The sequence below is a fragment of the Bradyrhizobium sp. DOA1 genome (assembly GCF_001593325.1).
Lineage (GTDB): Bacteria > Pseudomonadota > Alphaproteobacteria > Rhizobiales > Xanthobacteraceae > Bradyrhizobium.
Map to the genome: position 1 here is coordinate 1,626,134 of NZ_JXJM01000001.1, position 12,909 is coordinate 1,639,042.

Here is a 12,909-nt window from a genome sequence, read left to right on the forward strand (position 1 = left end):
CGAATATGGGGGACTCGCCGACGCTGATGCTGAATGCGCCGGTGCCGGCGACGCGCAAGGTTCTGGCGAAGGCGGGCCTCTCCATCGACGACATCGACCTGTTCGAAATCAACGAGGCCTTTGCAGTAGTTGCGGAAAAATATATCCGCGACCTCAAGCTCGACCGCGACAAGGTCAACGTCAACGGCGGCTCGATCGCGCTCGGCCATCCCATCGGCGCCACCGGCTCGATCCTGATCGGCACTGTGCTCGACGAGCTCGAACGGCGCGATCTCAAGCGCGGTCTGGTCACCATGTGCGCCGCCGGCGGCATGGCGCCGGCCATCATCATCGAGCGCATCTAGCGCGAGCGGATCTCGTCGCGGCGCCCGTAAGAACAGGGTGAGAGAGCCGTTGAGGCGCCGCAACACGACGTTCTAGCCTTATTTTTCAGGGTGAATCGCGACCGGCCTCGCACAAAGAGGCCGGTCGTCGCTTGTCGAAAGCCTCGAATCAGCTTTAGCAAGGTGGCTTGCGGGCCTTTGAAACAAGGCAAAAACCGCTGCCTGAGGCTCCTTTCACTCCGGAAGCAGCTAAAAAAGCAGGGTTTTTTGCTACAGAGGGCCAAAAAAGCCCGTAAAACCGCGACAAAGCTGTGCAGAAGGCTATAGGCCTTCGCCGGTTGGTCTAATATGCAACCGGCAACGAATCAGAGGAGACACGATGCCGACCCAACTTTCCAAATCGCAGTTGATCGAAAAGATTGCGACTGCCACCGAGCTTTCCAAGCGTGACGTCAAGAGCGTCATGGAGACGCTGACCGACGTCGGCCACAAGGAGCTCAAGAAGAACGGCCTGTTCCTGGTGCCGGGCTTCGCCAAGTTCGTGGTCATCAAGAAGCCCGCGACCAAGGCGCGCAAGGGCACCAACCCGTTCACAGGTGAAGAGATGATGTTCAAGGCCAAGCCGGCCCGGAAGATCGTCCGCGCCCGCCCGGTCAAGGCCGCCAAGGACGCCGTGGGCTAACAACGCAAAGGCCCCCTCGCATGGAGGGGGCCTTTTGTTTTGGGGCTGCCGCGAGGGCTCGAGACGGAGGGCTCAACCCTTGCGGCGCTTCACCCGGACCGGGATCGGCTGAAGCCGCGGCTCGGGTCCTGCAAGCGCATCGCGCACCCGGTCGATGGCACGATCGAGCAGCTGGCGCAGCCGCTGCGTCTTCCGTGATCGCTTCGCTCTTTCCAGCAGTTTTGTCATCACATTACTCCGCTGCCTCGACCTTGGCCTCGGCAGGTTCGAGCGCGGCGGCGATGGCCTCGTCGACGCGCTCCAGCCAGATGAATTCGAGGTTGTCCCGCGCGCTCTGCGGGATGTCGTCGTAATCCCGCTTGTTGCGCGCAGGCAGCATCACCCGCTTCAAGCCGGCAGCGGCCGCAGCCACCACCTTCTCCTTGATGCCGCCGACCGGCAGTACGAGGCCGCGCAGCGAGATCTCGCCGGTCATCGCCGTGTCGCTGCGCACCGTGCGGTTGGTGAGCAGGGACGTCAGCGCCGTGAACATGGCAACGCCAGCGCTCGGTCCGTCCTTAGGGGTTGCTCCCGCCGGCACGTGAACGTGGATGTCGCTCTTCTCGAATGCTTGCGGATCGATACCGAGCTGCGTGGCTTTGCTCTTCACCAGCGTCAGCGCAGCCTGCACGCTCTCGCGCATGACGTCGCCGAGCTGCCCGGTCAGGATCAGGCCGCCCTTGCCGGGCACGCGCGTTGCCTCGATGAACAGGATGTCACCGCCGACCGGCGTCCAGGCGAGACCGGTGGCAACGCCGGGAACGCTGGTGCGCAGCGCAATCTCGCCCTCGAAGCGTGGTTGGCCGAGCACAGTGGCGATGTCCTTTGCCGTCACCACGACCTTCTCAGCCGTGCCCTCGGCGACCTGCACCGCGGCATGGCGGAACACCTTGCCGATCTCGCGCTCGAGATTGCGCACGCCGGCCTCGCGGGTATAGCCCTTGACAATCAGCTTCAGCGCCTCCGGCTCGATCTCGGCCTGCTCGGCCGAGAGGCCGTTGGCCTCCAGCTGCCGCCGCACCAGATAGCGCCGGGCGATCTCCAGCTTCTCGTCCTCGGTGTAGCCGGCGAGGCTGATCAGCTCCATGCGGTCCAAGAGCGGACCCGGAATTTGGTCCAGCATGTTGGCGGTCGCGATGAACACCACGCGCGACAGGTCGAAGGGCACGCCCAGGTAATTGTCCCGGAACGTCCCGTTCTGCTCGGGGTCGAGCACCTCCAGCATCGCGGCGGAGGGATCGCCCTGCACGCCGCGGCCCATCTTGTCGATTTCGTCGAGCATCATGACGCAGTTGCGCGCGCCCGCCTTCTTGATGCCCTGGATGATGTTGCCGGGCAGGGCGCCGATATAGGTGCGCCGATGGCCGCGGATCTCGGCCTCGTCATGCACGCCGCCGAGGCTGACGCGCACGAAGGGGCGATCCATCGCGCGAGCGATGGATTGTCCGAGCGAGGTCTTGCCGACGCCGGGCGGCCCGACGAAGCACAAGATCGGCGCCTTGCCCTGTGGGGCGAGCTTGCGCACCGCCAGATATTCGATAATCCGGCTCTTGATCTTCTCCAGACCGAAATGGTCGGCATCCAGGATGCGGCGTGCCTCCTTGATATCGATCGGCTTCTCCTCGGGCAGCGCCCAGGGCAGCTCGATCAGCCAATCGAGATAAGTGCGGACCATGCCGGCCTCGCCGGCAGCCTCCGGCATGCGCTCGTAGCGGCGCAGCTCCTTCTTGGCGTGCGCGTCGGCCTCCGGCGGCATGTTGGCCTTGGCGATGGCAGCCGTCAGCTCGGCGACCTCGGCCGCCTTGCCGTCGCCTTCGCCGAGTTGGCGCTGGATGGTCGCCATCTGCTCGCGCAGGATCGCCTCGCGCTGCCGCTCGTCGAAAGAGGCCTTGGTCTTCTGGCCGATCTCGTTGGAAATGCGCAGCACCTCCAGCCGTTCAGCCAGATGCTTCGACACCTTCTCGACGCGCAGAGCGAGATCGATGGTCTCCAGCACCTCCTGCTTGTCCTGCGGCTTGATGTCCATGAACGAGGTCGCCAGATCCGCCAGCGCGCCGGGCGCGCTGGTGTTCTGGAACATCGCCACCAGCTCGGGCGGCGCCTGCGGCAGCAGCTCGATCGCTTCGATGGCCTGACGCTGCAGATTCAGCGCACGGGCCTCGATCTCCGGCGAGGTCGTGGTCGGCTCGGGAATCTGCTGGATGCGCGCGGCCGGGAACGGTGTCCCCGGCAGGAGGTCGAGGATACGCGCGCGCTGCACGCCCTGGCAGACGATGTGATGGGTGCCGTCGGGCGCGGTGATGTAGCGTACGATATTGGCGATGGTCGCGACGCGGTAGAGGTCGTCCGGCCCGGGCTCCTCGATCTCGGGGCTGCGCTGCAGGACGATGCCGACCGGCCGCTGCTCGCGCAGCGCCTGCTGCGCCGCGGCGATGGACTTCGGCCGGCCGATCGCGATCGGCGCGATGGCGCCGGGAAACAGCACCATCTCGCGCACGGGAATGATGATCAGGGCGTCTTCGGGGATATTCACGTCGGGGCCGTTCTGGGAATTGGTCTGTGCGGTATTCATCTGTTCGGTGGCCATGATCGACCTCAGGATTTGGCGAGGCGCAGCGCGACGCAGCCGTCCATCACGAAGCGGCTGATGGCGTAACGGCCGATGGGAAGCGCGATGCGCCGCTCGAAGCGGCCCTGCGGCAGCTCGAGGCGGTGGATGCGCGCGTTGCGAAGCTCCGGCGGAAGCGTGCGCTGGCCGGAGATGACGAGCACGCCGTCATGGATCACCGTCTCGACATTGTCCGGATTGACCCCGGGAAGTGCGACCAGGATCAGCAGTTCATGCTCGGTCTCGAGCACGTCGATCGGCGGCTCCCAGCAGGCTTCCTGGCGGCCGAACTGGTGACGCAGCCGTTCGGCGCGGGTCAGCTGGTCCAAGGCTTCGGACAGCATCCAGTCGAGGGGATTTTTGGGTTGCATGATCGAGGCTCGGCGGTGGGAAAGTCAGCATATGGGGCTGGTTCCCGGGAAATCCAGTGCGAGGCTGCGGACGTGCCATGCATCGTCGTGAGCTTCAAAAAAGCAAACGCCGCGGCATCGGCCGCGGCGTTCTGTCGTGGCAAGTAGACGCGGCATCAGGCCGCGGCGCGGTACTCGTCTTCCGCTTCGAGGTTGATCACGGACGTGGCGAGCTCGGTCAGCGTGTGATCGGTGGCTTCTTCCTCGTCCAGCGTCGCCTGGAGCAGCCTTGCCGCGTCCTGCATGCCGAGCTCCTCGGCCCAGGTGCGCAGTGTGCCGTAGCGGGAGATTTCGTAATGCTCGACCGCCTGCGCCGCCGCGAGCAGGCCGGCGTCGAGGGCGGGGGCTCCCTTGAACTCCTTCATGATCTCGGCGCCTTCGTCCGTGATGCCGTTGATGGCCTCGCACGGCTTGCCGCGCGCCGGCTTGCCCAGCATCTTGAAGATCTGGTCGAGCCGTTTGACCTGGCCCTGGGTCTCGCGCAGATGCTTGTTGAAGGCGGCCGCGAGCTCCTTCGAGTTCGCGGCCTTGGCCATCTTGGGCAAGGTCTTGATGATCTTGTTCTCGGCGAAATAGATGTCCTTCAGCGTCTCCAGAAACAGGTCGCTGAGCATCTTGGGCGCCTGACGCGGGCGGCGCGCCGCCGTCTTCTTGGTTGTCCGTTTCTTCGCTCGTTTAGCCATACGTCCTCCTCTTGAGGTGACACGGGAAGGCGTCGCCTTCCTCAATCCTCGGGCGATCAAAGCCCGCCGGAGAACGAAAGTTCCAAACTGCACCGCGCGGGCTCAGGTCGGACGCTTGTAAGGGTCTTCCTGGCGCTGTCGCTCTTCCGTCGCGCGGTCGAGACGAGCCCGCTCGCCGCGCCTGAGGTGGCCGGCTTTCATCACCCCGTACACCAGGGCCCCACCGAGCACGAACGCGCCGATGAACCAGAGCCAAAGCATTTGCCCCGAGGCGTGGCCCAGCAGCATGCCAACTCCGCTGTCGCTCATAGTCAGTCTCCACGGATGTCTATCTCTGATGACCTAAGTCGGCTGCCGAAACCTCGTTCCATGCGGCCGCCTCTGGCACGTCAGGCGAGATCCGGCAGGGGCTGTCGAGCAGGTGCGCCCCTCGGCTCTCCGCCCCGGGCGGTGAAGTCGCCCGCTTCGGTCGAGGTCCGCAGCCATTTCGTCACGTCAGCGATCGCTTCGCGCGGCGACCGACCGAATTTGCGCAGGCCACGGAAATATTCGAGCTGAAGATGCGCCGACGTGCCGCGTTTCGGGATGGTCTTGAGATGCTGGACATCGTCCTCGATGCCGAGATGCGCGATATCGGGCGCCAGCATGGCGATCACCGACTCGAGCCAGCTGCGAAATGAAATCGGCTCGAACGACATGAGATCGATATAGGTGCCATCGGTTCCATAGCGTTGGGCGCGCCAGCGGTTCTCCTCGATCAGCGCGCGGTGCACGGCCGAATAGGTGGCGTTCAGATCGGGATGGTGGATGACGTGCCGGACCAGCGCGCGGAACAGCGCGGCGATCCCCACCGAGTCTGCAATGGCCGTGCAGCAATCCGTGATGCGCAGTTCGAGCGTGGGATGCTGGAGCGAAGGCCGTAGCGCCCACCAGACATAAGTGGCGTTGGGGACGATGCCGGCGCCGACCAACGTCTTCACATAGGTCTCGTATTCGGCAAGGTCGCGAAACATCTCCGGGAAACCGGTGCGGGGCAGGGCGTCATTGGCGGCATTGCGGTATCCCAGCAATCCCGTGGGGTAGCCGCACCAGAATGGCGAGGAGGTCGACAGTGCCAGCAGCAGCGGCAGGAACGGCACTAGGCGGTGCATGATCTCGACGCGCAGGTCCGGCTCGGGCACCTCGACGTGCACGTGCAGTCCGCTGATGGGGTTGCCGAGGCCGACCATTCCGAGGTCGTTGATGACCTTGCTGTAGCGGCGCTTGCGGGTCATGCGTTGCTGCTGCGGCTGGGCCAGCGGATGCGTTCCGGCGGCGATGATGCCGACCCCGTGCTCCTTGCCGACCTCGGCGAGAACCGAGCGGTAGCGCGCGAGCTCGGCGATCGCATCGGCCGAAGATGCCAGAGGCGGGGTCGCCACCTCGATCTGCGATTGCAGGATTTCGGTGGTCAGCCGTTCCCCGAGGCGCTTCTGGGCCGCTGCCATGTAAGGCTTGGGCAGTTCGGACCGTGGGGCTGCGGATTGGCGATTGACCAGAAAATATTCTTCCTCGATCCCGAAGCGGTAGCGATGCATGGCCTTAAGCTGCCCTTTGCGTCTTGGCATGCTGGCGGACCGCGTCTCCAAAGGCAGAGAGGATGCGGGCCGACGCATGATCCGTGCTTGCCCAATAATCAGGATGAAACAGCGTGCCGAGCGCGAACCCGCTCGCGCCATCGACGCTGACCGCCTCGATTGCGCCGTCCCCGGCCACGGCTTCCGCAACGAGACCCGGCGCCAGATCGCCGATCAGAAAGCTGTGCAGCGAATTCACGGTGATGGTATCCGCGCCGCATATCCCGTGCAGGAGACCGCCCTTGCGCAGCGTGAGATTCTGCCGCAACCGATAGCGGGCGTCCTCATTGTCGGCCTCGGGCGTGCCATGGCGCTTGTCCTCGGGCAGATCCTCCGGCTCCTTCACCAGCGTGCCGCCGAAGGCGACGTTCAACTCCTGGATACCGCGGCAGATGAAGAGAGCGGGGATGCCCCGCGCCAGCGCGCGCGGGATCAGGCGCAGGGAAATCTCGTCGCGGAATTCATCGAACGGGCCGTCGCGCTTCTCGTCGACTGTTTGCCCGTAACGGGAGGGATGAACGTTGGTCTGACCGCCGCCGACGAAAAGGCCGTGGAGGCCATCGAGATAGGCATCGATATCGGCTTCCGGCGCCGCGGGCAGAATCCGCGGCACGGCGCCGGCGACGAGGCCGACGGCATTGACGCAGACGAGGGAGACAGAAGCGAGCTGCTCGCCGCGCGCGACCATGGAATCGGAGAGGATGCCGACCTGCGGTGCGCCGCTGCGGCCTTGCCACTGTCCACGCGAAGCGCTACGCCGCCATTGCTCGAGGCCGTACGCGACGGCATCGGCGGCGCTCCCGAATTGATGGATCGCAGCCTTGAGTTCTCGGACGTTTGTCCCTAATCGAAGCGCCCAGTGGCTGCAGGCAATCGGATCGTGCGGATCAATTCTGGAACGGGGTTCGTGCAATTGTCTTGGCCGCTTCTGTTCGGACGTTGATGTTCTTGCAAACGGCAATCAGCACGAATGGTTGCTCGGCTGGCGAGCGGCTTGATGTCTTTCCGAGCACGAGCGTTTAACTTTTGATATGGCGCCTCGCGCCCTCCGACGCCGCGGTGTTTCCGCTCGCCATTCCGATGACGGCCTCCGGCGCGATCGCGACCACGCTGCTGCTGTCGGGGGATGCCGGCTATGGCGCGAAGCTGCGATCATCATCGCGGTGGTGCTCTCGGTCTGCCTGCTCTGCATGCTGTGCTTCGTCTCAGCGGGCCTGATCGCGCGCACCCTCGGGCGCACCGGAAACGCCGTGCTCTCGCGCGTGCTCGGCATGCTGCTCGCCGCCTATTCGGTGCAGTTCGCCATCAAGGGGATTGCGGCCGTCCGGGCGAGCCTGCCGTAAGCTGCGACAATCTGGTAATTTGTTGATTTTACATTCCATTTCGAGAGGTGGCCGGTCCCTCGGCAAGATCGCGCGTGATCGGGTCGCTTTCGCTTGCACTGCCGCATGGCTTTGACGTACTTCCCCTCTGACAAACGTCCATCGCCAAGAAGCCGAGAAAAATCCAGATGTCGATGACAAAGGACGAGCTCGCCAAGAGACAGGCCATCATCGACGCCTGCCGCCGCATGAACGCGCTCGGCATCAACCAGGGTACCTCGGGCAATATCAGCGTCCGACATGCGGACGGGCTTCTGGTCACCCCGACCAGCGTGCCCTATGACGCCATGACGCCCGACCAGATCGTGTTCATGGCGATGGACGGCTCCCATGCCCCCGATCAGAAGCCGTCGAGCGAGTGGCGTTTTCATCGCGACATCCTGAAATCGCGGCCCGACGTCAATGCCGTCGTCCACGCCCATCCGACCTATTGCACCATCCTGGCGATCATGGGCATGGAGATCCCGCCCGTGCACTACATGATCGCGGCCGCCGGTGGCGACACCATCCGCTGCGCGCCCTATGCCACGTTCGGCACGGTGGAGCTGTCCGAGCACGCGGTGCGGGCGCTGGAGGGCCGGCTTGCCTGCCTGCTCGACCACCACGGAATGATCGCGATCGGCAAGACGCTGGACAAGGCGATGTGGCTCGCCGTCGAGATCGAGACGCTGGCGCGGCAATATCACGGCTGCCTCCAGATCGGACAACCGCCGCTGCTCTCCAGCGAGGAGATCGAGCGGGTCCGCCAGCGCATGGCCGGCTACGGCCTGTCGGAAGGGTAGGACGGACAGAAGGTGTTCGTGCGGATCAGGCATCTCGTCGATCGCAAGGGAACGAACCGTATCATGGTTCGACTGCGCGCCCTGCTGCGCAGCAACGAGTTCTACTTGATCCCGCTCGCGCTCGTCATCGGCACGCTCGCGGGTGCGGTCGTGACGCTGATGGCCAAGCTTGCCCAGCTCGCGCATGTGGTGATCTACGGCATTCCCATCGATGTCCACCTGTCGGCTCACGAGAGCGTCAGTCCGTGGGCAGCGCTGATCGCGCCTGCGCTGGGGGGGCTCTCGCTCGGCATCATGGAATGGTCGCGGCGGCGCATGAAGATCTCGAACGCGGTCGATCCGATCGAGGCGAATGCGCTACGCGGCGGCAATCTGTCGATGCGGGACAGTGTGGTGGTGTCGAGCCAGACCCTGATCTCCAACGGCTGCGGCGCCTCGGTCGGTCTCGAGGCCGGCTATACCCAGATCGGCTCGGGCATCGCTTCGCTGCTCGGCAAGTTCTTCAATCTTCGCCGCAACGATCTGCGCCTGATGGTCGGCTGTGGCGCTGCCGCCGCGATCGCGGCGGCGTTCGGCGCGCCGATCACCGGGGCCTTCTATGCCTGCGAGCTCATCGTCGGCGTCTATGCGGTCGGCAGCGCCGCGCCGATCCTGGCGGCTTCGCTGGCGGGCGCCTTGACGGCGCAATGGCTCGGCGGCGCGCCTTATTCGCTGGAGATCCCGAAGGTCAGCGCCGTCGGCGTCGAGCAGTACCTGGCACTCATCGGCCTTGCGCTCATCACCAGCGGTGTCGGCATCGCCGTGATGCGCTCCTCGCCGATGTTCGAGCGCCTGTTCGTCTGGATGCCGGTCTGGCTGCGTCCGGTGATCGGCGGCCTCATCGTCGGCAGCTTCGCGATCATCACGCCGCAGGTCCTGGCAGCCGGCCACGGCGCGATGGTGCTCGACCTCTTCAATGACATGACGATCGGCCTGATCGCACTAATCATCGCGTTGAAGGTGACGGCCTGCCTGGTGTCGCTCGCCTCGGGCTTTCGCGGCGGCCTGTTCTTCGCCTCGCTGTTCGTCGGCAGCCTGATCGGCAAGTTCTTTGCGGCGGTACTGCTTCTGATCAGTCCGAACTTCGCGATCGATCCGCTGGTCGCGATGCTGACCGGCATGGCGACGCTCGGCGTCGCCGTCGTCGGCGGTCCGCTCACGATGTCGTTCCTCGTGCTGGAGATGACCCGCAACGTCGACGTCACCGCCGTGGTGCTGGCCGGCTGTATCGTCACCTCGATCTGCGTCCGCTTCATGTTCGGCCACTCTTTCTCGACCTGGCGCCTGCATCTGCGCGGCGAGACCATCCGCAGCGCCAACGACGTCGGCTGGCTGCGCAACCTCACCGTCGAGCGCTTGATGCGCTCCGACGTCGGCAAGGTGCCGTCGACCACGACGATCGCCGCCGCGCGCCGCGAATTCGCGCTGGGCTCGCGGCCGGGGATCGTCATCGTCAACAATGCCGACGAATATGTCGGCCTCGTCCTGCTGCCCGATTTGTTCTCCAACGACCTCGACACCATCGCCGACGACATCCAGGTGATCGAGCTGGCGCGCCTGATCGACATCGTGCTGATACCGGAAATGAACGTGAAGTCGGCCATGGCGGTGTTCGACGAGGCCGAGGCCGAGATGCTGGCGGTGGTCGATTCCACCGACAGCCGCAAGGTGGTCGGCTTCCTCACCGAGAATTTCGCCCGGCGCCGCTATGTCGAGGAGATCGACAAGGCGACGCGCGGCGTGCTGGGGTCGCTGTCCTAGAGCATGATCCGGAAAATTGTGAAGCGGTTTTCCGAAGAGATCATGCTGAAACAACAACCCAAAGCGCGATGATGACCGTCCCATCTCATCGTGCTTTAGGCGTGTTCTATCGGCCGGGCGGGGCCGCGACGAGGCAGGCCACGATCCGGCGGACCAGCGGCAGCACCATCAGCAGCGTCGGAAAGGCGACGAGCCACGACAACGCCCAAGCGCCGGGCCAGGTCGCCAGGAACGCCGGCGTTGCCCCTAGGCTTCGGAGCGTGGAAATGACCGACACCACAGCCGTCACGAGGATGGACAGTACAAAGGGCATCACGATCGGCGCGTAGCGCGCCGGCAGTTTGCGAACCGCAATCATCTGATTTCTTTCGAGGAAAGGACGCGTCGAGCACGGTGAACCCTGGAAATGGCATCGATCCCGACGGCGTCGGTTGATGCGTTGGTTCACGTGAAACGCTTACGGCGACCGAAAACGGCGCGGCTGTTCATTAACCGCTCAGGTTGGATGGTTCAAGCTGGATCTGGTTGTTCGGTTTACAATCGTTCGAAGCGTGGCAGAACGCCGCGATCAGGAAACCATTTCAGTGGTTTGCGCGTTACGCACTGTTTGCCTACATATGTTTTGAGCCAGAACAGAGGAAGATCGAGATGAGTGATGGACCGATGATTTCCGCGGCCGGACGCAACACGGTCTTGGCTGCGTTCGCAGGCCTGGCGCTGCTCGCAAGCGCGGTGTCCCCCTCATCCGCGGCATCTTCGGGTTCGAGCCCGGCGGTGTCCGCAAAGGCTGCTGCGGCCCAGGCCTCCGCCACCGTTACCGATTTCAGTGCAGCCCGTCGTCGCCACTACCATCGGCGCGGGCCCAATGCAGCAGGCCTCGCCTTCATGGGCGCTGCGGCGGGCATTATCGGCGGGGTGATCGCCGAGCAGCGGCGCCGCGACTATTACGAGAACCGCTACTACTATGGTGGCTATGGCCCGCGTCCTTACTACGGCGGCCCCGGCTATTACGGCGGCAGTCCTTATTATTACGATCCGGGCTACTGACACTGGCCGTATCAAACGGCCGGTTCATGCCGCGCGGATCGGTTTCCATCGGTCAGATGCGCTTGTGGTTTGCAACGGGGTGGCGCTTTGCGCCGCCCTTTTTGATTGCGTCTGAACCCCTGCAGTCCTGTGTCGCCTCTGTCAATTCCAACGCGCAAAAATATTCCACTTTACCGAAATTCGGATTCGTCGTATGTGGTTCGCATCCCGGCTCATCTTGAGGGGCGGTCATGTTGTCGTGTGATCGCAGAGCCGGGCTTGCGGTGGACGCAGCAGCGTCGGGCGCGAAAGCCAAGGGCAGGGCGGATTGCTCTCCGTGAGCCCTCGGCATCGCGCGGACGGACGGCGCTGTCAGGTTCGTCTCGTCTGTAAGTTTCCGGCTCTGTCGACGGAGCCCGGGAATACTGCGGCGAAATGGCGGGCCGTGCGTACGGTAAAACCGTGTGGTCCTGGCCGTCGTTGCTACGGTCAAGCTCTTGCGGATGCGGCATCTGCGTCAACCGGCGCAGGGCTGGTGAATTCTGTAAGGCGAGGGAGGCCAAAGGGAATTCGGCTCCCGGGAGAGCACGGCATAAGCCGTCCGACCATCGCGCAGGGAAGGCCGAGTGTTAGGCTTCACCTGTATGCTGCTGTGCGGTCTCCTTTGCGCATTATTCGCGCAGCAGACCGCGGGTGCGAGTCGGCACCCGGCCTTCCCTGCGCCCTCTTGGCTTTAGAGGGTGGAGCGATCACGCAAAGCTCGGGTGAAACACGCCGCGAGGCTGTGAAGGCGTGTCTATAGCCACGTACTCGGTGTCATCGTCCGGCTTGACCGGACGATTCAGTATTTCAGAGACGCTTATGGTCGAGCCGAGAAGCCGCGGCGTACTGGATTCCCCGCTTTCGCGGGGAATGACAGTGGAGGTTGGAGAGCCAGCTATCGCTCCATACTCGTCATTGCAAGGAGCGAAGCGCCGAAGCAATCCAGAGCCGTCCCGCGGACGGATTCTGGATTGCTTCGTCGCAAGAGCTCCTCGCAATGACGAGTGGAGAGTACACGCACCACACTGCGCTCCCGGGCCCCGGACGCAGCGCAGCGTCGCTTTGATGGCGCGCTGCAGAGCCGGGACACGAGACTGCGCCATCACGCCCCGCCTGAAGCTCCGTCGACACCGGCCAATTATTCAGCGATCGCCCCCGCGGCGCCAATGGACTTGCCCGCCGCAATCCGGTTCAATGGGGGCAATTGAGTTTCCAGGCGACAACGATGTCGAGATATCTGCTGGTTCTGCTCCTGATCGCCTCGCCGGCGGCGGCGCAAGTCAAGATCGCGCCGAAGGCCAATCCGGCGCATTCCGATCCCTGTGCTCCGATCGGGCGCACGGCGGATGGCAAGCTGGTCTACTCCATGAAATGCGAGACCCTGCCGGTCCCTCCGCCGCCGCAGGCGGAGCTGAAGGAAGCACCCACGCCGGCCGCCGAGCCCGAGCCGGAGGTGCGGCGGAGTGGCATTTTCGGCTGGTCCTACGACCGCAGGTAGGGCCGCGCGCCCCTTGCG

General features: G+C 64.4%; 13 protein-coding genes and 2 pseudogenes. 7 read left to right on the forward strand and 8 right to left on the reverse strand.

Going from position 1 to position 12,909, the window contains the following annotated elements:
• Nucleotides 1-344: pseudogene (locus SE91_RS07555) on the forward strand (acetyl-CoA C-acyltransferase); the annotation flags it as partial.
• A gap of 358 nt (nucleotides 345-702) precedes the next feature.
• Nucleotides 703-1,005 (forward strand): HU family DNA-binding protein, encoded by a 303-nt coding sequence (locus tag SE91_RS07560; RefSeq protein WP_060736676.1) that lies wholly within the window; start codon nucleotides 703-705, stop codon nucleotides 1,003-1,005.
• A 72-nt stretch (nucleotides 1,006-1,077) separates the two neighbouring features.
• Here SE91_RS07560 and SE91_RS36945 read toward each other — a convergent pair whose 3' ends face one another.
• The 7 genes from SE91_RS36945 to SE91_RS07590 all read right to left on the reverse strand — a co-directional run bounded on the left by SE91_RS36945 (nucleotide 1,078) and on the right by SE91_RS07590 (nucleotide 7,322).
• Entirely contained in the window at nucleotides 1,078-1,233 is a 156-nt protein-coding gene (locus tag SE91_RS36945; RefSeq protein ID WP_197489437.1) for a hypothetical protein, read from the reverse strand.
• Nucleotides 1,234-1,237: 4 nt separating this feature from the next.
• Nucleotides 1,238-3,631 carry an endopeptidase La gene (lon, locus tag SE91_RS07565; RefSeq protein WP_061847130.1) on the reverse strand — a complete coding sequence of 798 codons (2,394 nt, stop codon included), beginning with the start codon at nucleotides 3,629-3,631 and terminating at the stop codon, nucleotides 1,238-1,240.
• A gap of 8 nt (nucleotides 3,632-3,639) precedes the next feature.
• Nucleotides 3,640-4,023 carry an Hsp20/alpha crystallin family protein gene (locus tag SE91_RS07570; protein WP_060736674.1) on the reverse strand — a complete coding sequence of 128 codons (384 nt, stop codon included), beginning with the start codon at nucleotides 4,021-4,023 and terminating at the stop codon, nucleotides 3,640-3,642.
• A gap of 155 nt (nucleotides 4,024-4,178) precedes the next feature.
• Complete coding sequence (locus SE91_RS07575) at nucleotides 4,179-4,745, reverse strand: YciE/YciF ferroxidase family protein (protein WP_060736673.1); 567 nt, start codon at nucleotides 4,743-4,745, stop codon at nucleotides 4,179-4,181.
• A 102-nt stretch (nucleotides 4,746-4,847) separates the two neighbouring features.
• On the reverse strand, nucleotides 4,848-5,054 hold the full coding sequence (locus SE91_RS07580; protein WP_008562594.1) for a hypothetical protein: 207 nt from the start codon (nucleotides 5,052-5,054) through the stop codon (nucleotides 4,848-4,850).
• Between the two features lie 80 nt (nucleotides 5,055-5,134).
• Nucleotides 5,135-6,352: a carboxylate-amine ligase gene (locus SE91_RS07585; RefSeq protein WP_197489438.1), complete on the reverse strand. Its 1,218-nt coding sequence runs from the start codon at nucleotides 6,350-6,352 to the stop codon at nucleotides 5,135-5,137.
• Nucleotides 6,327-7,322, reverse strand: coding sequence for a gamma-glutamyl-gamma-aminobutyrate hydrolase family protein (locus SE91_RS07590; RefSeq protein ID WP_082813683.1), 996 nt, complete (start codon nucleotides 7,320-7,322; stop codon nucleotides 6,327-6,329). Before SE91_RS07590 ends, SE91_RS07585 begins: the two co-directional genes overlap by 26 nt.
• A gap of 86 nt (nucleotides 7,323-7,408) precedes the next feature.
• On the opposite strand from SE91_RS07590, the pseudogene SE91_RS07595 reads away from it, so the two are divergent.
• The 3 genes and pseudogenes from SE91_RS07595 to SE91_RS07605 all read left to right on the forward strand — a co-directional run.
• Nucleotides 7,409-7,704: pseudogene (locus tag SE91_RS07595) on the forward strand (MarC family protein); the annotation flags it as partial.
• 167 nt (nucleotides 7,705-7,871) lie between these two features.
• Nucleotides 7,872-8,525, forward strand: a complete 654-nt coding sequence (locus SE91_RS07600) for an L-fuculose-phosphate aldolase (RefSeq protein WP_197489440.1) — start codon at nucleotides 7,872-7,874, stop codon at nucleotides 8,523-8,525.
• 12 nt (nucleotides 8,526-8,537) lie between these two features.
• A complete protein-coding gene (locus tag SE91_RS07605; protein WP_082813684.1) occupies nucleotides 8,538-10,325 on the forward strand; it encodes a chloride channel protein in 1,788 nt (595 codons plus the stop codon).
• Between the two features lie 106 nt (nucleotides 10,326-10,431).
• Here SE91_RS07605 and SE91_RS07610 read toward each other — a convergent pair whose 3' ends face one another.
• Nucleotides 10,432-10,683: a DUF2798 domain-containing protein gene (locus SE91_RS07610; RefSeq protein ID WP_061847133.1), complete on the reverse strand. Its 252-nt coding sequence runs from the start codon at nucleotides 10,681-10,683 to the stop codon at nucleotides 10,432-10,434.
• A 290-nt stretch (nucleotides 10,684-10,973) separates the two neighbouring features.
• Here SE91_RS07610 and SE91_RS07615 point away from each other — a divergent pair, with 290 nt between their 5' ends.
• Both SE91_RS07615 and SE91_RS07620 read left to right on the forward strand, forming a co-directional pair.
• Complete coding sequence (locus tag SE91_RS07615; RefSeq protein ID WP_060736672.1) at nucleotides 10,974-11,372, forward strand: hypothetical protein; 399 nt, start codon at nucleotides 10,974-10,976, stop codon at nucleotides 11,370-11,372.
• A gap of 1,246 nt (nucleotides 11,373-12,618) precedes the next feature.
• A complete protein-coding gene (locus SE91_RS07620) occupies nucleotides 12,619-12,891 on the forward strand; it encodes a hypothetical protein (RefSeq protein WP_061847134.1) in 273 nt (90 codons plus the stop codon).
• Nucleotides 12,892-12,909 lie beyond the last annotated feature (18 nt).